General features: G+C 54.8%; 22 protein-coding genes. 8 read left to right on the forward strand and 14 right to left on the reverse strand.

Annotation, left to right across the window (positions count from 1 at the left end):
- The first annotated feature begins 115 nt into the window (after positions 1-115).
- The 4 genes from BN4275_RS16025 to BN4275_RS16040 all read left to right on the forward strand — a co-directional run bounded on the left by BN4275_RS16025 (position 116) and on the right by BN4275_RS16040 (position 3,943).
- Positions 116-1,567, forward strand: a complete 1,452-nt coding sequence (locus BN4275_RS16025) for an NCS2 family permease (protein WP_066460026.1) — start codon at positions 116-118, stop codon at positions 1,565-1,567.
- A gap of 169 nt (positions 1,568-1,736) precedes the next feature.
- Positions 1,737-2,279 (forward strand): DUF6323 family protein, encoded by a 543-nt coding sequence (locus tag BN4275_RS16030; RefSeq protein WP_066460027.1) that lies wholly within the window; start codon positions 1,737-1,739, stop codon positions 2,277-2,279.
- A complete protein-coding gene (locus BN4275_RS16035; protein WP_066460028.1) occupies positions 2,258-3,604 on the forward strand; it encodes a DUF6179 domain-containing protein in 1,347 nt (448 codons plus the stop codon). Before BN4275_RS16030 ends, BN4275_RS16035 begins: the two co-directional genes overlap by 22 nt.
- A gap of 144 nt (positions 3,605-3,748) precedes the next feature.
- Complete coding sequence (locus BN4275_RS16040; protein WP_066460029.1) at positions 3,749-3,943, forward strand: hypothetical protein; 195 nt, start codon at positions 3,749-3,751, stop codon at positions 3,941-3,943.
- A gap of 57 nt (positions 3,944-4,000) precedes the next feature.
- On the opposite strand, the gene BN4275_RS16045 is transcribed toward BN4275_RS16040, so the two are convergent.
- From BN4275_RS16045 to BN4275_RS16060, 4 genes are all read right to left on the reverse strand, one after another.
- A complete protein-coding gene (locus tag BN4275_RS16045) occupies positions 4,001-5,983 on the reverse strand; it encodes a sodium-translocating pyrophosphatase (protein WP_066460030.1) in 1,983 nt (660 codons plus the stop codon).
- 132 nt (positions 5,984-6,115) lie between these two features.
- Complete coding sequence (locus BN4275_RS16050) at positions 6,116-6,352, reverse strand: phosphopantetheine-binding protein (protein WP_066460031.1); 237 nt, start codon at positions 6,350-6,352, stop codon at positions 6,116-6,118.
- Positions 6,352-7,767 carry an AMP-binding protein gene (locus BN4275_RS16055; protein ID WP_066460032.1) on the reverse strand — a complete coding sequence of 472 codons (1,416 nt, stop codon included), beginning with the start codon at positions 7,765-7,767 and terminating at the stop codon, positions 6,352-6,354. Before BN4275_RS16055 ends, BN4275_RS16050 begins: the two co-directional genes overlap by 1 nt.
- Complete coding sequence (locus tag BN4275_RS16060) at positions 7,764-8,594, reverse strand: VanW family protein (protein WP_066460033.1); 831 nt, start codon at positions 8,592-8,594, stop codon at positions 7,764-7,766. Before BN4275_RS16060 ends, BN4275_RS16055 begins: the two co-directional genes overlap by 4 nt.
- A 309-nt stretch (positions 8,595-8,903) precedes the next feature.
- On the opposite strand from BN4275_RS16060, the gene BN4275_RS16065 reads away from it, so the two are divergent.
- Positions 8,904-10,046, forward strand: a complete 1,143-nt coding sequence (locus tag BN4275_RS16065) for a ribose-phosphate pyrophosphokinase (protein WP_066460034.1) — start codon at positions 8,904-8,906, stop codon at positions 10,044-10,046.
- Positions 10,047-10,094: 48 nt separating this feature from the next.
- On the opposite strand, the gene BN4275_RS16070 is transcribed toward BN4275_RS16065, so the two are convergent.
- Positions 10,095-10,319 carry a methylenetetrahydrofolate dehydrogenase gene (locus BN4275_RS16070; RefSeq protein WP_066460035.1) on the reverse strand — a complete coding sequence of 75 codons (225 nt, stop codon included), beginning with the start codon at positions 10,317-10,319 and terminating at the stop codon, positions 10,095-10,097.
- Between the two features lie 111 nt (positions 10,320-10,430).
- Positions 10,431-10,613 carry a hypothetical protein gene (locus tag BN4275_RS16075; RefSeq protein ID WP_066460036.1) on the reverse strand — a complete coding sequence of 61 codons (183 nt, stop codon included), beginning with the start codon at positions 10,611-10,613 and terminating at the stop codon, positions 10,431-10,433.
- A 101-nt stretch (positions 10,614-10,714) separates the two neighbouring features.
- Between BN4275_RS16075 and BN4275_RS17395 the strand changes: the two genes are divergently transcribed.
- Entirely contained in the window at positions 10,715-10,864 is a 150-nt protein-coding gene (locus tag BN4275_RS17395; protein WP_154018905.1) for a hypothetical protein, read from the forward strand.
- Between the two features lie 267 nt (positions 10,865-11,131).
- Here the strand turns inward: BN4275_RS17395 and BN4275_RS16080 are convergent, their stop codons facing one another.
- Positions 11,132-11,323: a hypothetical protein gene (locus BN4275_RS16080; protein WP_066460037.1), complete on the reverse strand. Its 192-nt coding sequence runs from the start codon at positions 11,321-11,323 to the stop codon at positions 11,132-11,134.
- 318 nt (positions 11,324-11,641) lie between these two features.
- On the opposite strand from BN4275_RS16080, the gene BN4275_RS16090 reads away from it, so the two are divergent.
- Positions 11,642-12,016: a desulfoferrodoxin family protein gene (locus BN4275_RS16090; protein WP_066460039.1), complete on the forward strand. Its 375-nt coding sequence runs from the start codon at positions 11,642-11,644 to the stop codon at positions 12,014-12,016.
- 58 nt (positions 12,017-12,074) lie between these two features.
- On the opposite strand, the gene BN4275_RS16095 is transcribed toward BN4275_RS16090, so the two are convergent.
- From BN4275_RS16095 to BN4275_RS16125, 7 genes are all read right to left on the reverse strand, one after another.
- Positions 12,075-13,037, reverse strand: a complete 963-nt coding sequence (locus tag BN4275_RS16095; protein ID WP_066460040.1) for a P1 family peptidase — start codon at positions 13,035-13,037, stop codon at positions 12,075-12,077.
- Complete coding sequence (locus BN4275_RS16100) at positions 13,034-13,636, reverse strand: ECF transporter S component (RefSeq protein ID WP_066460041.1); 603 nt, start codon at positions 13,634-13,636, stop codon at positions 13,034-13,036. The genes BN4275_RS16095 and BN4275_RS16100 overlap by 4 nt, the downstream gene beginning before the upstream one ends.
- A gap of 104 nt (positions 13,637-13,740) precedes the next feature.
- Entirely contained in the window at positions 13,741-14,514 is a 774-nt protein-coding gene (locus tag BN4275_RS16105; protein WP_066460042.1) for a type III pantothenate kinase, read from the reverse strand.
- Positions 14,515-14,590: 76 nt separating this feature from the next.
- Positions 14,591-14,977: a DUF1284 domain-containing protein gene (locus tag BN4275_RS16110; protein ID WP_066460043.1), complete on the reverse strand. Its 387-nt coding sequence runs from the start codon at positions 14,975-14,977 to the stop codon at positions 14,591-14,593.
- Positions 14,974-15,522 (reverse strand): biotin transporter BioY, encoded by a 549-nt coding sequence (locus BN4275_RS16115; RefSeq protein WP_066460044.1) that lies wholly within the window; start codon positions 15,520-15,522, stop codon positions 14,974-14,976. Before BN4275_RS16115 ends, BN4275_RS16110 begins: the two co-directional genes overlap by 4 nt.
- Positions 15,519-16,499, reverse strand: a complete 981-nt coding sequence (locus BN4275_RS16120) for a biotin--[acetyl-CoA-carboxylase] ligase (protein ID WP_066460045.1) — start codon at positions 16,497-16,499, stop codon at positions 15,519-15,521. Before BN4275_RS16120 ends, BN4275_RS16115 begins: the two co-directional genes overlap by 4 nt.
- A 212-nt stretch (positions 16,500-16,711) precedes the next feature.
- Positions 16,712-17,764, reverse strand: coding sequence for a LacI family DNA-binding transcriptional regulator (locus tag BN4275_RS16125; protein WP_066460046.1), 1,053 nt, complete (start codon positions 17,762-17,764; stop codon positions 16,712-16,714).
- Positions 17,765-18,177: 413 nt separating this feature from the next.
- Between BN4275_RS16125 and BN4275_RS16130 the strand changes: the two genes are divergently transcribed.
- Positions 18,178-19,035: an HpcH/HpaI aldolase/citrate lyase family protein gene (locus tag BN4275_RS16130; protein ID WP_066460047.1), complete on the forward strand. Its 858-nt coding sequence runs from the start codon at positions 18,178-18,180 to the stop codon at positions 19,033-19,035.
- The last annotated feature ends 16 nt before the right edge of the window (positions 19,036-19,051 follow it).

Below are 19,051 nucleotides of genomic sequence, written 5' to 3' on the forward strand. Positions count from 1 at the left end.
TTTCCGCTTCTTGTAAGACGCTGGCGCAGCCGATGAAAACCAACCTGGTGCATAAACCCACCGTCTTCTGCAAACAACAACCTTACCAAAATCTAACGGTAAGGTTGTTTGCATTATGGAGCGTTTCTTTCATCTAAAGGCGCACGGCACGACCGTCTCAACTGAAATCGCGGCCGGGGTCACGACCTTCTTTGCCATGTCATATATCCTGTTTGTCAATCCGCGCATCCTTTCCGCCTCCGGGATGCCTTATCAGGCGGTTTTTCTCGCAACGGTCATCGCTTCGGTAGCCGGGACGCTCATCATGGGCCTTTTCGCGAATGTCCCCTATGCGCAGGCGCCGGGAATGGGGCTCAATGCATTCTTCACATATACCGTCTGCTTCGGACTTGGTTTTTCCTGGCAGCAGGCGCTCAGCCTCGTATTTCTCTGCGGCCTGGTGAACATCGCCGTCACTGTCACCAAAATCCGAAGGAGCATCATCCGCTCAATCCCGCCGGGCCTGCAGAACGCAATCGGCGGCGGCATTGGCGTTTTCGTGGCATATATTGGTTTCAAAAACGCTAACCTTCTGCAATTTTCCTCCGACGCGCAGTCACTTCTCACAATCAACGGCGCGGCTTACGCCCCCAAAATCGCCTACACCGACATCACATCGGTCGTAACCGGCGGCGGCATCGTCCCGGCGCTTGCGGACCTCGCCCGGCCGGACGCCCTGCTCGCGCTTACGGGCCTTGTGCTGACCATCCTGCTGATGGTGCGCGGGGTGCGCGGCGCGCTGCTCATCGGGATCCTCGCCACCACCCTGCTTGGTATTCCGATGGGGCTTGTGGATCTTTCCGCCGCTTCGCTTTCAGCCTCTTCGCTGGGGGATTCCTTCCGGGAGCTTGGCGCGACCTTTGGCGCCGCGCTTGGCCCGCAGGGACTCTGGTCGCTTTTTTCCGATCCCACCCGGATCCCGCTTGTTCTGATCACCATCTTTATCTTTTCACTTTCCGATCTCTTCAATACAATCGGCACCTTTATCGGCACCGGACTGCAGTCCGGGATCTTTTCCCCATCCAGCCTGCCTGAAAAATCGGAAGGCTTTCGCACCCCGATGGACCGTGCGCTTTTCGCGGATGCGGCCGCGACCGCGATTGGCGCTATTTGCGGCACCTCGAACGTCACAACATATGTCGAAAGCGCGGCCGGAATCGGCGTGGGCGGCCGCACCGGCCTCACAAGCGTTGTAACCGCCGTCCTGCTCGCGGTAAGCGCTGTGCTCGCTCCGGTGGCAGGGCTTGTGCCCGCCGCTGCAACCGCGCCCGCGCTCATTGTGGTCGGAGTTCTCATGATGTCCGCCTTTCGCGAAATCGACTGGCGGGACTTTGGGGAAGCGGTCCCATGCTTTTTCGCATCGGTTTTTATGGGGCTCTGCTACAGCATTTCAGATGGGATTGCGGCCGGTTTTCTTTTCTATTGCCTCGTCAAGGCCGCGCGTGGAAAACTTGGAGAGGTACACCCGCTGCTGTTCGTTTCCTCACTGCTGTTCCTGCTCAATTTTATCCTGCTCGCAATCCTTTAGGAGAAGGAAAAAATCCACGGTGCTTCTTGACAAGCGCCGTGGATTTTGATATACTTGAGTTTATGATACGAATATTCGATTTTATTCACATCTATCTAAATATAACATATCACATTTTCCCGCATTTGTCAAGACCCAAATCTTTTGAAGGATCGGGGAGGATTTTTCCATGAGCGGACTGATGAAACTGCTTGCGGGCGATGCTGGGGTTCTCGCAGGCAAAACAACCGAAGCCATCCTGAGCACCAACGATGTTGCGAGCCAATATGGGTTATCGCTGACTTACGAACAGGCGTCCGAACTGCAAAAAGTCCACGCACAGGCGCTGCGCGGCAGCGGCCGGATCGAGATCGGGGACAGTATGATTGACCGGGTGATTTTGGCCTTCTGCGATTCGCCCCACCTGACCGCGGACAATTACGCGGATACCATCGGGCAGCTGGTTGAGCTCTTCTACTACATGAAGACCGACACGCTCGAACAGATCCCGGACGACGAACTGCTCGAAAAGATGAAAGACTTTTTCGACGGCAAATGCGGCGGTTCGCTTGAACTGCTCGCCAATCGCGAACTTGAACAGATGGCGCGCAGCATCCGCGCCTATGGCACCGATACTCCGCCGGAAGAAACAGTGGAAACCGCCGCAAAAGACGCGGAACTGACCGACTTTGACACGCAGGAGGATGACAAATGGCGGACCATTCGCTTATAAAGCACATCGCTCTCGACCAGGATCGAATCGATTATGGAGCCTTTACCCTTTCGCTCATCCAGGAAGCGCGCCGGGTCGGCATGCTTAATGACATGGATGCCGCGCGGATCGAAAATGAACTGCTTTCCCTCCTGCGCGCGCAGATTGTGAAAATAACCCACGGGGAAAGCAGCTCGGTGCCTGAATCGACGGCGGACGAGCTGATGGACGGGATCGGCTACTGCATTGACCTCGCGCTCAAGAGCCAGGCAACCCCCGCCGATGGGATCAACCTGCTCAAAAACCGACCGGTCGAAGCCGTTTACCAGATAGGAGCCGATATTTTAAATACCGAAGCAAAAGCCTGTGTGCCGCTGCTCTCCCGCGTGCGCGCCACCCGTACGCGCACAGTGAACGAAGCTTACCGCATCACGCTGGACAGCACCCTGCCGGGTTTGCTGCGCGCCTGGCAGTCCTCCCCTTTCCCCCATGACTTTATGGTCATCACCGAATACCCGCTCGCCTGTGAAAACGGTACGACCGGCATCTTTGCGGTGCACGACCGCCTTTCCTCCCTCGCACTCGAAAACCGTTTCTGTGCGCATTTTTCAGACGGGCTTGAGAGGCTTCTCGAACAGTACGCGCATCAGAGCCGCGTTTCACCCGCCGACGCCTATGCCAACCTTTTCCTCATCGCGCTGCGCAATCTGCTGCTCAATCTCCTGCTTGGACGCGGCGGGATAGAGCTTGATGCGCAAAGCGCCGCAGAACTCGAACAGAAGCTTCTGCCGCTGCAGGAAAGCCAGCGGCAGGCCCTGATAAAACATGCCGCCGACCTGCTGCTTGCCCAGTGCGCGTTTGAAAACCCGAAGCTGGACGATTATGTGCGGGCTGCCGCCGCGGACTTCGCGGACGATCTCAATACGGCCGGCGGCCGGCTCGAACCGTTCGCCGTTCTGTGTACAAAGGAGCCGGAGATGGTCCTCGCTGATGAGGAAACGCTGAACGATGAGGATTTCGCGCTGCTGGCGGATGAAATCCTCATCTGTGAAACGGTCGAGGCCAAAATCCGCATCCTGCACACCGAGGTGCATTCGCTGGCCGACCTCGTCGATCTGCTCGCTGCGGACTGCATTTTCGAGGAGGAATACCCGATGGTTTTTGATTCGTTTGAGCCTTCCGTGCAGGCTCTGCTGCTTTCCCGGATGCCCTTCGAGGATGCGGAGGGAAAGATCCGCGCACAGCGCGAGGTTGAGTGGCAGCTGCGGTACGCCTCTTATCTCAACCGGCTCCCGGACAGCCGCCGGGATGCGGTTCTGCGGCAATTCCATGTGCTCGGCAGCTAAACGGTATGCGCCATCCCGGATGGATGGCGCATATTTTTATTTCAGGCACAGCCGTACATTTTGTAATTCTTGTTATATCGTACACGCATTTTATTGTAAATCTTTCCAGATTATGATAATATTTTCAAAGAAGGAGGAGTATAAATGCAGTATATTATCCAGATCCGTGAAAACAATACAGCCAAATACCTTTTTAATGCACGGATGCTTGTCCATGATCCCCGTCTGGCTAAAATTTTCTCCTCCCCTCTGCTGGCAAACCGCTATCTGAAGAAAAGCAATTTCCGCAATAGTGAGCATATCGTGCTCACTATTAAGGCGGAGAGCATCGCAATCTGACCTACATCATTCAAAAAGGCTCCGTATCAAATTGATACGGAGCCTTTTTATCCAGTTTTATCCGAGACGCATGAAGAGCGGCAGGAACACAACCGAAACAATCGTCATCAGTTTGATAAGGATGTTGATCGACGGGCCGGAGGTGTCCTTGAACGGATCGCCCACCGTGTCTCCCACAACTGCGGCTTTGTGCGCTTCACTGCCCTTGCCGCCATGATGGCCTTCTTCGATGTATTTCTTCGCGTTGTCCCATGCACCTCCCGCGTTCGCCATCATGATGGCGAGCAGGACGCCCGCGACCAGCGCGCCCGCGAGCAGGCCGCCGAGCGCTTCCACGCTCCAGAGGCCGACCAGAATCGGGCTGACGACCGCCAGCAGGCCCGGAATGACCATCTCTTTAAGCGCGGCAGCGGTGGAAATATCAACACACTTCGCATAATCGGGTTTTTCGGTGCCTTCCATGATCTTTGGGTTCGCCTTGAACTGGCGGCGGACTTCTTCGATCATCTGGAACGCGGCTTTACCGACCGAACGCATGGTCAGCGCCGAGAACAGGAACGGAAGCATACCGCCGATGAACAGGCCGGCAACCACCTGCGGCATCAGCAGGTCGATCGCGGTGAGTTTCGCAATCTGCGAATAGGAAACAAACAGCGCCAGCGCGGTCAGCGCGGCGGAACCGATCGCAAAGCCCTTGCCAACGGCAGCAGTGGTGTTGCCGACCGAGTCGAGCTTGTCGGTAATCTCGCGCACGCTTTCCGGCAGGTTCGCCATCTCGGCAATGCCGCCCGCGTTGTCAGAAACCGGGCCGTAAGCGTCTACCGCGATGGTGATACCCGCGGTGGAGAGCATCCCGACCGCCGCCAGCGAGATACCGTAGAGCCCGAACGCCACATAGGCGCCGATGATACCCGCCGCAATGAGGAGCATCGGCCAGACGGTGGACAGCATCCCAACCGCAAAGCCGTCAATGATGCAGGTTGCCGGTCCGGTTTCGCACTGCTTGGCAATGCTCTTGACCGACTTGTAGTCGCCGGAGGTGTAGCGCTCGGTGATCGCGCCAATCAAAACGCCGATCACAAGGCCGATCACAACCGCGACAAACGCGCGCAGGTCACCAAAAAGCGCCCGGCTCAGGAAGAACGAAGCCACCACGACAATCCCGCCGCTGACATAAGTACCCATATTGAGCGCTTTTGCCGGATTTTTGCTGTCCCCCCGGCCGACCATGAAGATCGCGATGATCGAAGCCAGGATCCCGATGGCCGAAAGAGCCAGCGGGAAGATCGATCCGGTCAGCGGGTCCGGGTCGGAAAGGGTCACGGCCAACGTGATCGAGGAGATGATCGCGCCGACATAGCTTTCAAACAGGTCGGAACCCATACCGGCCACATCACCCACGTTGTCGCCCACGTTATCCGCGATGACGGCGGGGTTGCGCGGGTCGTCCTCGGGAATGCCCGCCTCAACTTTTCCCACCAGGTCGGCGCCGACGTCGGCCGCTTTGGTGTAGATGCCGCCGCCGACACGCCCAAACAGCGCGATCGAGGAGGCGCCCAGCCCAAAACCGGTCAGCATGCTCGCATTCTCAACGCCAAGTACGATTGCAAGCACGCCCACGCCCAGCACGCCCAGGCCTACCACGCAAAGCCCCATAACCGAGCCGCCGCGGAACGCCACCTTGAGGGCATGGGTCATCCCATGCTCCTGCGCGGCAGCGGCGGTGCGGACATTGGAACTGGTCGCGGTGCGCATCCCAAAAAAGCCCGCCAGCACCGAGAAAAACGCGCCAAGCAGAAAACAGCCGGCGGTCGGAAGATTGATTGCAAAGGTCAAAACCAGGAACATGATCACAACAAAAATGACGATGGTGCGGTATTCACGCATCAGAAATGCCATCGCGCCTTCGCGGATGTAGGATGAAATCTCTTTCATCCGGTCGTTTCCCATACCGTTTTTGTTGATCCAGGTCGACAGCCACCACGCGCAAAGAAGCGCCACCACCCCGACAATCGGGGCGACATAGAATAGACTGTTCATTGTGTAGGAGCCCTCCATTCATTTTCACACTTTTCTTATTTTATAACAAGGATACGCAAGTCCAAGCACGCATCCATATTATACTAAATAATTTTATTTAGTGCAACAAAAAATTATTTATATTCCCCAAAATCATCCTTCCGTTTTTTCTTTTACCAGTTCCAGAACCCGCTGCGGCGTCGCGAACATCTCCGGCGAAACCTGCGTCGGATAGATTTCCAGGTTGAAAAGATCTTCAATCCCGTCAAGCAGCTGCATAAGCCCCAGCGAATCAAGCAGCTCCTCCTCCCAGAGATCGACCTGACGGTCGTATAAAACGATGTCGTCTCCGCATACCTGCGCAAGCAGACGCAGCAGTTTCTCCTCCATCAGAGCATCCCCCTAAGTTTGCCTTTGTCCAGCTTTCCATTGCCAGCCAACGGCATTTCAGAAAGCCACACGATCCGTTTCGGAATCATATAAGCGGGCAGCTGCTCCCGCAGCGCCCGGCGCACCCAAAGTGATTCCCGCCGTTCTCCGCAGAGGAAAGCGGTCAGCGACCGGACTTCCCCGTCCGCGTATTCCGGCAGGACGGCGGCCTGTGAAACGCCGCCGATCGAAAGCAGCACCGCTTCCACTTCAGACGGTTCCACACGGAAGCCCCGGTATTTGAGCATCCCATCCATGCGGCCGGCAACATACAGCATCCCATCCCGGAAAAATCCAAGATCCCCGGTCAGATATGCCGGTACGCCGTCGAAAAGCCGGAATTTTCGGTTTGGGTCCTCTCCAATATATCCCGCGCCGACCGAATCGCCCAGGATTACGATCTGCCCGGTTTGGCCATCGGGAAGCGGCCGGAGCGATCCGTCCGCAACGACAATCTGTGTTCCCGGTTTTGGCCGGCCAACCGGCAGCAGGCCGGCGCACATCCCCGATGTGATTTCCACAGCGGTAACCGCAACAGCCGCTTCGGTGGGGCCATAGGCATTGACCACCCGCACGTCCGGGAAACGCTCAAAAAGCCCTCGGACAAGCTGCGGACTGAGCGCTTCGCCGCAGAAAAGGAAGGTATTGAGTTCTGGCAGCAGCGCGCGGCCGAAACTTCTGTCCGAAAGGCAGTAGGCCGCAAACGACGGGGTGGAAACCCATACCGCCACCCCAGAAGCGCCGAGGCAATTGAACATCCGCCCAAACGGCAGGGACGCATCGAGGTCATAAAGGGTTCTCCCGCCGGTCAGCGCTGGAAAAACCGCCATACAGGAAAGGTCGAACGAATACGGCGCCTGGTTGAGCCAGATTCCGCCGTCTGCCAGGGTCCTGCTCCACTCGGTGAAGCTTCTGAGATTCTCCGGTGTGATCCGGACGCCTTTTGGCGCCCCTTCGCTTCCGGATGTATATAAAACATAGGAAATGTCGGTATTGCAGCGCAAAACCTCCACCGCTTCCGGCTTTTCAAGCATCCGCATTGCCGTTTCCCAGTCAAGGACCAGCTTCACGCCTGCGCTGGACAGGATCTGCCGGACACGCGCCGGCGGACAGGCGGAATCGATTGGCAAATAGGCTTTCCCGGCACGCATGCAGGCGAGCATACAGGTGAGAAACCAGCCGCCCTTGCGCCCGTGAATTGCAACCGGCGCGGGATTTTCCCCCATGACCGCTCGCAGTCCCGCCGCGATCCGGCCGGAGCCCGCCCAGAGTTCCCCATAGGTCAGCTGTTCGTCCCCGCAGAGATAAGCGGCCTGTTCCGGGCGCAGACGCGCCTGCCGTCCGATCTGTGCGATCACCGGTTCCGGCGGGTTCATCGGATCTGCTCCGGCGGGATCAGGCTCTCGTCGAACAGGACGCGGGAGTGGTTTTTGAAGATCATGGTTTCCTCCAGCGTCCCGCCGCTCGCCCGGTCGATCGTCTTTTTCCAAATCTCGCTCACACGGTAGTACCAGCCGTCAGATTCCTTTTGATAGTGGTGATCCCGCTCCTCGATCCGGTACCGAACCGGCAGTTCCCGGCTGCAGAGCAGCTCCCCGCAAAGATCTGTTTCGTCCAGCCAGACCCGCAGCTGATAGGTATCCGGCGTGTCGTTTTGGAAGCGGTAGTCCACATTGTTATAGAAAACCGAGGTGCCTGTGCCGAACGGAACCCTGCGGTCACTGTCCGGGAAGATGGCATCGGTGTGATGGTGCAGTTCGGTGACGGTGAGCGGGCTTTGCAAAACAAGCCAGTGGATCAGGTTCGCAAGCTGGCAGAGCCCTCCGCCAACCGCAGCCGACGGTTTTCCGCCGCCGATGATCACAAGCCCTTCCAAAAAGCCGCGTTTTTCGGTGGGGTTCCCCACCCGCCGCCAAAAGGAAAACGTCTCTCCGGGACGGATGAGCAGCCCATCGATTCCCCGGCTGGCAAGCCGCAGGTTGACCGCCTTGTTCTGCTGAAGCTGCTGGTTCACGCCAAAAAGCTTGCGCAGAAGAACCGAGCGGTGGGATTTTACGATAAATGGAAGCGGCTCCCCAGTCTGGCTGGAGGCAAACCGCACATGGCTGCCCAGATCCCGGCACCAGCGCAGCAGATACTCCTTGCGCAGGGACACCGCGTAGCACAGCGGCCCACGTTCACAAAACAGTTTGCGCCGTCCCAATCCGCTCCCTCACTTCCAGTTGTCCTTAAAATGGCCGGCACGAGAAATATACCGTGGCCATAGGCCATATGTAACTTAGATATTATAACACATCCAAATCCCATTTTCAAAAATTTTCTTTCGTTTCTCACAATTTTTATAATCAAAAGGAGATCCTTTCGGTAATTTCGATCATTTTTACGGAAATTCGGTTTTTAAGTGTACAAGGCAGATGGAATCATGTATAATATTCCTGTGTGATTTTCGACAGAATCCACGCAATTTCTACAGTGAAACCTAAAAAGCTAAGAGATTGAAGGAGCGTTTAAAATGGCAGGGCATATCGAGGCAGAAGATATCTTTAACGGAAAAGACCGTGTGGCTCCGCTGGGCCTCATCGTCAGCGAAGGCGCGCGGGAACTTGGCGCGAAGATTGATGCACATCTGACCAGTTGGGCTGCATCCAGCGAACATTCCACCGACACCTTTATCGTCGGGAGCGAATGCCCCCGTTTCTCCTCCGGAGACAGCAAGGGGCTGATCAAATCCACCATCCGCGGCAATGACCTCTTTTTCATCGTGGATATGGGCAACTACAGCTGCACTTACAACCTGTTCGGCCAGAAGAACTGCATGTCCCCGGACGACCATTTCCAGGATCTCAAGCGTCTGATCCAGGCGGCCGGCGGCAAGGCGCACCGTATCAGCGTGATCATGCCGCTTCTCTATGGCGGACGGCAGCACCGCCGCAACTATCGCGAATCGCTCGACTGCGCGATGGCCCTGCAGGAACTGACCCATATGGGCGTCTCCAACATCGTAACCTTCGACGCGCACGACGCGCGCGTCCATAACGCAATCCCGCTGACCGGCTTTGACAACGTCATGCCGACCTATCAGGTTCTCAAAGCGCTCTTCCATGCCTTTCCGGAGCTCGATATCAGCCGCGACCGCTTCATGATCATCAGCCCGGACGAGGGCGCGATGAACCGCAACATGTACTACGCGTCGGTGCTTGGCGTCGATCTCGGTATGTTCTACAAACGCCGCGACTATTCCCGGGTCGTCAACGGGCGCAACCCGATCGTTGCGCATGAATACCTCGGCACTTCGGTTGAAGGCAAGGACGTTTTCATCGCGGACGATATCATCTCTTCCGGTGATTCGATGCTTGACATCGCCTACGAGCTGAAAAAGCAGAAGGCAAACCGCATTTTCTCCTACGCGACCTACGCGATCTTCACCAACGGGCTCGACGCGTTTGACAAAGCCTATCGGGACGGCATCATCAGCGGCGTGTTCGGCACCAACCTCACCTATCGCAGCGAGGAGCTGCGCAGCCGTGAATGGTTCCATGAGGTTGACGTTTCCAAATATATCGCTTACTTCATTGCTGCGATCAACCATGACATCTCGGTCAGCGCGATCATCGACCCGCACGAGAAGATCAAGGCTCTGCTCGCCAGCCGGTAAATCAATATTCAAAAAGCCCGCCGGCCGGCGGGCTTTTCTACTGCATGCTTATTTTTTCAGTTCAACGGTATAGGTGAACTGATAGGTTTCCTGAAGCGCCTTCACCTTGTCCTCGTTGTCCTCTATGAAGGTTTCGGTATACACCGATTTCCCCTGTTTTTTATAGTCGTCCAGGATTTTCTGAAGCGCATCCCAGCATTCCTGCTTTTTCGCTTCATCCTCCTCCTGAATATCGATGACAAACTCACGGTGTTTTGGAATGCGTACTTTCATTTTTCTTCACGTTCCTTTGCTGAATGATATTTGAATGCCCATAAACATTCTTTATTGTATCCGCTATCCCCAGCCGGGTCAAGAGCTTTCCGGCGGGTTTCTGCAAATATTTCAGCGATAACGGAAGCGTTCGCCGTCAACGCGGATTTCAACCAATGGTTCCGGCAGCCGGTCCGGCGGCCGCTGGAAGGTATGCATACCCGGCGAATTGATATTTGTCGGCCAGTTGCGGCCGTGGTGCCGCCGGGCCGGCTGTGGATAACCAGGCCTTTGGTAGTAATAGCTGCGCGCCATTAAAAACACCTCCTTTCCCAATCTATGCGCAAAAAAGGGATTCCGTCCGACAGGACTGAACCCATCCTTAGATGAATATCCTGTAGCAAGGAGGGAGCGCAATGCGTAACTGCAACTGTCCCGGGCCGCCCCAAAAGGATTGCCCGCCGGAAGAAAACCGCGGATGCAGCGGATGCCTGGCCTATTTTCTTGCCGGGCTGGCAATCCTGCTGCTCATCTGCCTGATCGGGTCCCCATGTTTTTATCTCTGAGCGCGCAAAAGCGGGACGCCTCCCGGCGTCCCGCTTTCCTGATCGTTTTGTTCCCTTATCGCTCGATTCATCGGTAATTTTCGTAAAAGTTTTCGTAAACTGCGGCCAGGTCCCTGTTCCAAGGTATGTACAGGCAAACCGGCTGCGGTTATCCCAACAGTCTTATAATATTCATTACCTTGCTGAGAGTTCCCACCGGATTCTGCAAAGCTGTTTGCAGAATCTTCTGCACACCGGACGGATTTTGACGGTTTTGGTTCATCCGACTCATGTTCCCGTGGTTTTGCTGCATCCGCATTCCGTTTCGGTTCTGAAAATTTGCTGCATACGCATCTGGTTTAGCTGAGCCTGCTGGTTTTGGGGCGCCTGCTGCGGGTTCGGGTTGGCTGGCTGCGGATTTGGCTGCATCGGACGATCGGGCCGTCCCGGCCGGTTTCCCGGATGAAACTGGTTGGTCATAGCTTCCCCTCCATATGCCAGTGTATGTAAAAAAGGAAGCGCGGGTTCCTCATTTTAGCGGTATGAAAGAACTTTCGGAATTTTTTCCCGTCCCGCGGTAAAAATAGCGGTATAAAGGGCTTGCAAATTGCGGCGGCCTGTGTTAATATTAAAATATACAAATTACGTATAGTTTTCATCCTGAAAAGTTCCCGACCAGCCGCTCTGCGCGGATCAAAAATTTGGGGAGACCGGATGAAAATATTCTGCTAAACACGGTTCTGAAGCCCACTTGGCGGGCAAACTAATAAAATGAAAATTTGTTAAGGAGAAATTGTGATGGCAACTTTTTACATTTGTAAACATTGTGGGAATCTCATTGAAATGGTGCACGACGCAGGCGTTCCCGTTGTCTGCTGCGGAGAAAAGATGCACAAACTGACCGCCAACACCACTGACGCCGCAACCGAAAAACATGTCCCGCTCGTCAAGGTGGACGGCGGCACCGTTTCGGTGAACGTTGGGAGCGTCTCCCATCCGATGGAAGAAAAACATTGGATTGTATGGGTCGCTCTTGAAACCCGAAACGGCATCCACCGCAAAAATCTCAAGCCCGGTTCCGCCCCGGAAGTGACTTTCGCGCTCGGCGGCGACCAGCCGGTGGCGGTTTATGCTTACTGCAACCTGCACGGACTCTGGAAATCCGAACTGTAAACAGCACCCCAAAACGAGAAAATAAAAGCTCCCCCGGACGGGGGAGCTTTTATTCGCTTCAGAGAAAGTCCTGGGCAGTTTTCAGTCCATATGCCGGTTCCGCCCGCAGTACAGCGCGGGCAACCGCTTTGCCCATCACCCGCGCCGCGAGCGTCCCAACCAGGTTCAGGTCGGACTGCATGTCTCCCACCGAGAGCGCGTAGATGCTGTCCCCGTCGGCGGTCGTGTTGACCGGGTTCAATGCCCGCGCATAGCCGTTGTGGGCCATTGCAGCAATTTTATTCATCTTCGTCTTGTCAAAGCGCGCGTTTGTTATCACCGCACCGATCGTTGTATTCCCGGTGAAAAGATTTCCGCGTACCGTGTTCTCCGTGTACATTGTCCGCTCGGTATCCGCGAAAGTGGAAAGATCCGGGGTGAGCATCCCGGCCAAACGGCGGCCACTGTCAATGTCAAAGACATCGCCCAGCGCATTCACCGCGACCACCGCGCCCACCTTCAAATCCCCCAGCTGCACGGCATAAATGCCCAGCCCCGATTTCATCATGGTGGCCGGTCCATGATATTTGCCGACCGTCGCGCCCGTGCCCGCGCCGAAATTCCCTTCCTCCGGCGCGTCCTGTTCGGCCGCGCGGCAGGCTGCATAAGCCATCTTTGCATCCGGGCGCGCATCCGGCGAACCGACCACCAGATCGAAGAGGCAGCTCGCGCAGACGAGCGGCACCTTTGTAATGCCGGTGTCAAAACCCACGTCCCGCTCAGCCAGGTAGCGCATTACGCCGCCGGCAGCATCGAGCCCGAAAGCGCTTCCACCGGAAAGCAGCACGGCATGCACCGCTTCCGCTGCGGCAAGTGGGCTAAGAAGCTGGCTTTCGCGCGAAGCGGGGCCTCCGCCGCGCACATCGAGCCCCGCGGGCATCCCGCGCGCGCAGAGGAGCACCGTACAGCCGGTGCCGCCCTCGATGTCCTGCGCGTTTCCGATTTTAAGATTCTCTATCTCTGTAATTGGAATTTCTTTCATGCTTTTGCCTCCCGCAAAGCTCCCTGCGCTGCCAAAAACTTCATCAATGGACGGCAGACCGCTGTCGTGACGACAACCGCCGCAGAAAGTTCCAGAATGCCGTTGAACCCCACAATGGTGAGGAATACGTCCTTGAGCGGAATCGCATCGAACAACGCCCACAGGCAGCCGAGCACCAACACCGTGTGGCAGATGCTCGCAATCGCCGCGCTCGCCGCAATCGCAAAGGTTTCACGGCCGGTGCGGCGCAGAAGCCGATAAAGGCACCCGGCGATCACTCCGAGCAGGATGCGCGGCAGAATACACATCACAAGCGAAGCGAACGGCGCGCCGCTTGCAAAGGGGGAAAAGAGCAGATCCACCGGTGAAACAGCCGTTGTCGAAGCCTTCAGAAGGCTCATAAGCCCGAACGCACCGCCCAGAATGGCGCCGTCAACGGGGCCCAGCAGGATGGCTCCGATGATGACAGGGATGTGCATAATGGTGATGGCGACCGGCGGGATCATGATGAATCCAAGCGGTGTGAACGCCAGCACCGCCATCAGTGCGATGAGCAGGGACAACTGGGTGAACTTTGTGGTCTTGCGTGTGGTTGACATAAGACATCTCTCCTTGCTGCTGCTCCGGCATTCCGGATGCAGCGCATATTTTGGAATTTATGCCTCCGCCGGAGCGGTTACATACCCATTATTATTCAATTTTTTCAGATACGGTCGCTGTTGCGCCTGTAGATGGCGTACAGACCGTCGAGCAGCAGCGTCTCATCGACAAGGATTTTGTGCCGGCACTGTGGGATAATCGTATTCACAAGCTGCCCGTAGGCCACCACCGTTTTGGCTGGGCCAATTTTTTCTTCGTAGCGGTCGAGCATCCCGTCAATCATACTTGCCGTGCCGTACAGCACACCGGATTTCATACAATCCTCGGTGTTGGTACCGATCAGGCTAACCTGTTTTTCCAGGCCAATGTGCGGCAGCTGTGCAGCCTGATTGCTCAGTGCTTCCAGCGCAACCGTCACGCCCGGCATGATCGAACCGCCGATAAACATCCGCTTTTCGTCGATCAGAGAAAATTTTGTAGCCGTCCCAAGGTCGATGATCACCGCCGGAAGCGGATATTTCTCCATCGCGCCAATTGCGGTGGCCACAAAGTCGGCCCCCAATTGCGCCGGGTTGTCAATCCTGATATTGAGCCCGGTTCGGATGCCCGGCCCGATCTGCAAAATCTTCACCGGTTCGATCAGTGCGACCGCCTTGTGCAGCCGCTGGGTCAGAGAGGGCACCACCGACGAGATGATCGCGCCGGTGAGCGCACGTTCGTCCTGCCGGTAGAGCCGGATTACGTCGCGGATAAGCACCGCGTATTCGGCTTCCGTCTTATTGATGGCGGTCAGTATCCGGGAAACAAACAGCAGGCCGTCCCCCTCATAGGCGCCGATTTCGGTGATTGTATTGCCGATGTCGATCGCAAGGATCATACCGTTCCCCTCCCGTCTTATCTCAGGGAAAATCATAGCACAACAAAAGGCCGCTTGCAAGCGGCCTTTCGCGTTTTTATTCCCGTGCCGGACAGATTTGGGTCCAGACGCAGTCCCCGCAGACTGTCTCCCGCTTTCCCGGCGCGAGGATCTTTTCCAAAACCAGCCGCTGAAAATCCCGCCATTGGAGGAGCTCCCCGTCCTGAAGACCGCAGAGCGACAAAACCGCCGAGTCATACCGTGCGGGTTTTTCACTGTCGCATTCCCCGCCGCAGTTATGCGGACAGCTGATACAGAGCGCGTCCACGCCGCAGAGGAGCATCACCTGCCGCTCCGGATTCATTTTCAGGCTGTCTGCGACGCATGCCATGTTCTTTACAAAAGCTTTATCATATCCCTTTCCATTAAAGAAACGCAGGCAAATCCCATGGTGCGGCCGCAGCCGCAGGGGCTCGCCGTTCACGCCACGCGCGCCGGACCCCGGCGGAGCACCCCGCAGATGCGCGGGACAAGGATCGCTGCCGCCAGGATTTTAAGCGCGTCACCGAACAGGAACGGAACAACACAAAGCGCAAGTGACTGCATGAGGCCGGTGCCGGTCGAAATCATGAACCACGCGGTGCCGAGCAGGTCATAAACGGCCATCCCCAGCAGCATCGAGGACACCAGTACAAAATTCGTCTTTCCGAACTTTTCAGTCATCCATCCGACAAGCAAAGCCGCCATAATGTATCCTGCAATATATCCGCCGGTTGGGCCGACCAAAATCCCCACGCCGCCGGTAAAGGATGAGAATACCGGCGCGCCTACCGCGCCGACCAGCACATAGACGAGCTGGCTGAGCGCCCCGTATTTCGCGCCAAGGATGCCGCCCGCAAGGAAAACCGCCAAAGTCGCCAGATTGATCGGAACCGGCTGGAGCGGAATGGCAAGCTGTGAAAGCAGAGCGGTAAGCGCGGCAAAAAGCGCGCAGAGGATCATATCGTGGGTGGTGATGCGCTGTTTCATACTGGTTTCCTCCTGATGCTGATTTCACCGGAGCGCAGCGCTTCGGTGGTATTGTCCTCTTTTTGGATCACAAGCCGCGCATCGTCGTCAATCGCAACGGCGCGGGCAATCTCCCGTTTTTCGCCGCGCAGCACTTCGACCCGTTCCCCGAGCAGAATGGAACGCGCGCGGTAGGCGGCGAGGAACCGCCGCTGCGGCAGGCCGGGCAACAGTTCTTCCAGCCGGTTCACAATCTCCGCAGCAAGCTGGCTGCGGGAAACCGGAGCTTCCCCTTTCGGGAAAAGCGAACCGGCGACCGTGCGCAGCTCTTCTGGAAAATCTTCCGGCCGCGTGGTAAAGTTGATCCCGATGCCAACCACCATATACTCAACCGAGCCGCTCTCAAAATCGGTGGCGGCTTCGGTGAGAATCCCGCAGACCTTCCTGTCCCCCAAATAAAGGTCGTTGACCCATTTGATCCCCAAATCGATCCCGCAGAGTGCCTGCACCGCTTCGCAGACTGCCACTGCGGCCGCAGCCGTGATCAGTACCGCGTCCACCGCCAAAAGCTGCGGACGCAAAAGCGCGCTCAGATAGATGCCTGCGCCGGGCGGAGAGACAAATCCCCGGCCGCGCCGCCCGCGGCCCTCACTTTGCTCCTCCGCAAGCAGGAGGGCGCCATCCGGCGCGCCCGAAAGCGCCAGTTCCTTCGCGGCCTGATTGGTCGAAGAGACCAGTTTGCGGCAGATGATCTCCCGTCCGGGCTCACGGCGCAGGAAAAGGCGCACCGCTTCGGCAGAGAGAAGATCGCTCGCGTTTTCGAGCAGGTAGCCTTTTCGGGTGACCGCCGTTATTCGGTAGCCCTCCTCCCGCAGCTCGCCAATCGCTTTCCAGACTGCGGCGCGGGAGATGCCAAGCTTCCGGGCAAGCGCTTCCCCAGAGATGTAGATGCCCTTTTGGGATTCGAGTACCGACAGCACTTCACTTTTGGACGACATTCCCTCACCTGTCCTTTCCGAGGGTATTGTATCATAAAAAAAGGGTATTGTAAACTATTTTTTAAAAAATAGTTTACAATACTCTTTCCAAGTTCCGCAATCACGCGGCCATGAAGATTGAGTAATCCCCAAAATCCCAGGAAAGCATTATGGCAGACGGCTTGCGGTTCCTCTAAAGGCACAGAGACGCTTTTAAAAATCCCGCATCTGTGTTATTCCACAAAAGCTGTTGTCTGCCGTTCAATAAGATAAGGATCAAAAATCGTGCGGATTTTTGACCGGTTCGGTTTATCGCTGCCAATAAAATCGGCAATTAGCGAAACGCCTTGTTCGCCAATAGATTGTTTTGCGGAATGAATGGTAGTGAGTTCGGGGAAAAAATGCCGGGATATTTCGATGTCGTCATAACCGACGATCTGCACGTCTTTCGGAATGGAGAGACCGTTTTTGAAAATAGCACTATATGCGCTTACCGCGGTAGAATCATTTGTCAGGGAGATTCCAAAGGGCCTTCGGGCAGTTTTACAAATTTGATCTGTGATATCATAGACGGAAGAAAAAACATCCCCATGATAAAATACTTTGGAGGGATCGAAAGGCACCTGATTTTCCTTTAAGGCTTCCTTGTATGCGGATAAGCGAATGGCGGATTTCATACCGGCCACCACTTTGTTTGATGCCTCCCCTAATATGAGATAGACCTCTTGGAGCTGGCAAGACAGCAGATGGTTTGTGGCTAAATATTGACCTTTAAAATCATTGCTCAACACATAATTAAATTCCTTATTTGGAATAGCGTGCGCGGGATAAGAAATACCTTCGAAAAATGGATACCTCGAGAGCAAAACAAGGGGTATTTCCAAAGGAGCATAATTGTTCAAATCGATCGGAACAGATAAAATGCCGTCCACAGGAACCGAAAGGAACGCGTCCAAGGTGTTTTTCTCTATTTCAGAGTCTTCGTTTGTGATCGTAATGATCGTGGTAAAACCATAGGAACGCGCCTTTGCTTCAATTCCTTTTAGGATGGAGGCATAATATGCATTCGTAATATCCGGAATGAGAACCCCCAATAAATTGCTGCGTCCGAGCCGCAATGACCGCGCGGTAAAGTTTGGTCGATACCCTAAGCGGTTTGCATAATCAAGGATGCGATCTTTCGTTGCCTGCGGAAGTTCGGAACTATTTCCCAATGCTTTGGAAACCGCAGAGACAGAAACTCCTGCCGCCTGCGCAATGTCAATCAGCCGTACTTTTGTAGACATATCTTAAATGATATTGACGGAGGCTAAATATCGCTCACCTCTTTTTATTAGATAATTAGATCATTTGTGATAAAAGGTTTGAAACAGCAGAATGATGCCTCCAGACAGCTCTTTACTGATAAAAAGGGCTGCCATCACACTGCTGTATATCTTTGGCATTGTTTGCGGATTTTTAGGCCGTTGTGCCGCGCCACCTTAAGTATAGTTTCTTTTTTTCGTATAATCAAGCTTTTTTTAAATTTTTTACTAAAACGTAATAGTTGATTATTTACAAAAACAGCCCATAAAACTAGTGTAATAAATAGAATAAAGCCGCAATTATAATATAATTCAAAAATATGCTTGACATTTTTACTTTTAAAGGGTTTAATAAAATCAAATGAATTACAACGTTGTAGTAATGAGGGATATAAATGGAAAACGCTTACCGAAGATCATTATTATATGTTCCAGGAGATAAGCCCCATATGTTGGAAAAAGGAATTTTCAGCGTATGCGACAGTATGATTATCGACTGGGAAGATGCCGTCACCCTTAGCCAGAAAGAACTTGCGCGTGAAGTGACCGCAAATTTCCTGAATCAAAAAAGTTCGAAAAAAGAGATTTTTATTCGGATTAATGATCCAGCATCAGCGCAGTATACGGAAGATTTAAAACTTGCAGTTACGCTTCCGATAACTGGGATCGTACTGCCGAAAGCATGTCCGGAAAGTGTTAAAACAGTAGATCGCGATTTTAAAAAACTGGGAGTCCTCGAGAGCCTCCTCTTAATTCCGCTGATCGAAACCGCGTTCGGATTAATTCATCTGGAGGCCACCATCACAGCTTCCGCCCATATCAAAGCCGTTCAGTTTGGCGCCGAGGACTATACGAGAGATCTGGAGATTGCGAGAACGAAAAGCAGCGAAGAAGTTCTCATGGCCAGGCAAATAATCGGGCTTGTCTGCCGGAGCCAAGAAGTTCAGGCAATCGATACTCCGTATGTTGACTTTAAAGATAACGCTGGGCTGGAACAAGATATTTGTGTTGCAAAACAAGCCGGATTTAAGGCAAAAACTGCAATTCATCCCGCGCAGCTGGAGATCATCAACCATAGTTTCATCCCGTCAGAAGCGGAGGTTGCCTTTGCGCAGCGAGTGGTAGAGATCTCACAGTTGCCCGAAAACAGTCATTTAGGAGCCTTTTCACTCGACGGGAAGATGGTGGACGCCCCAATAATTGCCCGTGCAAAGCGTGTGTTGGATCGGATACAACAGTACCGGTCTAATTGATGAAGGGAGAAGAATC

Origin of the sequence: Anaerotruncus rubiinfantis (assembly GCF_900078395.1) — a bacterium.
GTDB lineage: Bacteria > Bacillota > Clostridia > Oscillospirales > Ruminococcaceae > Anaerotruncus > Anaerotruncus rubiinfantis.

Bases quoted from the DNA above. Each gene is read 5' to 3' on its own strand.
- BN4275_RS16025 (WP_066460026.1), top strand. From the start codon at position 116: ATGGAGCGTTTCTTTCATCTAAAGGCGCACGGCACGACCGTCTCAACT.
- BN4275_RS16030 (WP_066460027.1), top strand. From the start codon at position 1,737: ATGAGCGGACTGATGAAACTGCTTGCGGGCGATGCTGGGGTTCTCGCA.
- BN4275_RS16035 (WP_066460028.1), top strand. From the start codon at position 2,258: ATGGCGGACCATTCGCTTATAAAGCACATCGCTCTCGACCAGGATCGA.
- BN4275_RS16040 (WP_066460029.1), top strand. From the start codon at position 3,749: ATGCAGTATATTATCCAGATCCGTGAAAACAATACAGCCAAATACCTT.
- BN4275_RS16045 (WP_066460030.1), bottom strand. From the start codon at position 5,983: ATGAACAGTCTATTCTATGTCGCCCCGATTGTCGGGGTGGTGGCGCTT.
- BN4275_RS16050 (WP_066460031.1), bottom strand. From the start codon at position 6,352: ATGGAGGAGAAACTGCTGCGTCTGCTTGCGCAGGTATGCGGAGACGAC.
- BN4275_RS16055 (WP_066460032.1), bottom strand. From the start codon at position 7,767: ATGAACCCGCCGGAACCGGTGATCGCACAGATCGGACGGCAGGCGCGT.
- BN4275_RS16065 (WP_066460034.1), top strand. From the start codon at position 8,904: ATGGCAGGGCATATCGAGGCAGAAGATATCTTTAACGGAAAAGACCGT.
- BN4275_RS16070 (WP_066460035.1), bottom strand. From the start codon at position 10,319: ATGAAAGTACGCATTCCAAAACACCGTGAGTTTGTCATCGATATTCAG.
- BN4275_RS16075 (WP_066460036.1), bottom strand. From the start codon at position 10,613: ATGGCGCGCAGCTATTACTACCAAAGGCCTGGTTATCCACAGCCGGCC.
- BN4275_RS17395 (WP_154018905.1), top strand. From the start codon at position 10,715: ATGCGTAACTGCAACTGTCCCGGGCCGCCCCAAAAGGATTGCCCGCCG.
- BN4275_RS16080 (WP_066460037.1), bottom strand. From the start codon at position 11,323: ATGACCAACCAGTTTCATCCGGGAAACCGGCCGGGACGGCCCGATCGT.
- BN4275_RS16090 (WP_066460039.1), top strand. From the start codon at position 11,642: ATGGCAACTTTTTACATTTGTAAACATTGTGGGAATCTCATTGAAATG.
- BN4275_RS16095 (WP_066460040.1), bottom strand. From the start codon at position 13,037: ATGAAAGAAATTCCAATTACAGAGATAGAGAATCTTAAAATCGGAAAC.
- BN4275_RS16100 (WP_066460041.1), bottom strand. From the start codon at position 13,636: ATGTCAACCACACGCAAGACCACAAAGTTCACCCAGTTGTCCCTGCTC.
- BN4275_RS16105 (WP_066460042.1), bottom strand. From the start codon at position 14,514: ATGATCCTTGCGATCGACATCGGCAATACAATCACCGAAATCGGCGCC.
- BN4275_RS16115 (WP_066460044.1), bottom strand. From the start codon at position 15,522: ATGAAACAGCGCATCACCACCCACGATATGATCCTCTGCGCGCTTTTT.
- BN4275_RS16120 (WP_066460045.1), bottom strand. From the start codon at position 16,499: ATGTCGTCCAAAAGTGAAGTGCTGTCGGTACTCGAATCCCAAAAGGGC.
- BN4275_RS16125 (WP_066460046.1), bottom strand. From the start codon at position 17,764: ATGTCTACAAAAGTACGGCTGATTGACATTGCGCAGGCGGCAGGAGTT.
- BN4275_RS16130 (WP_066460047.1), top strand. From the start codon at position 18,178: ATGGAAAACGCTTACCGAAGATCATTATTATATGTTCCAGGAGATAAG.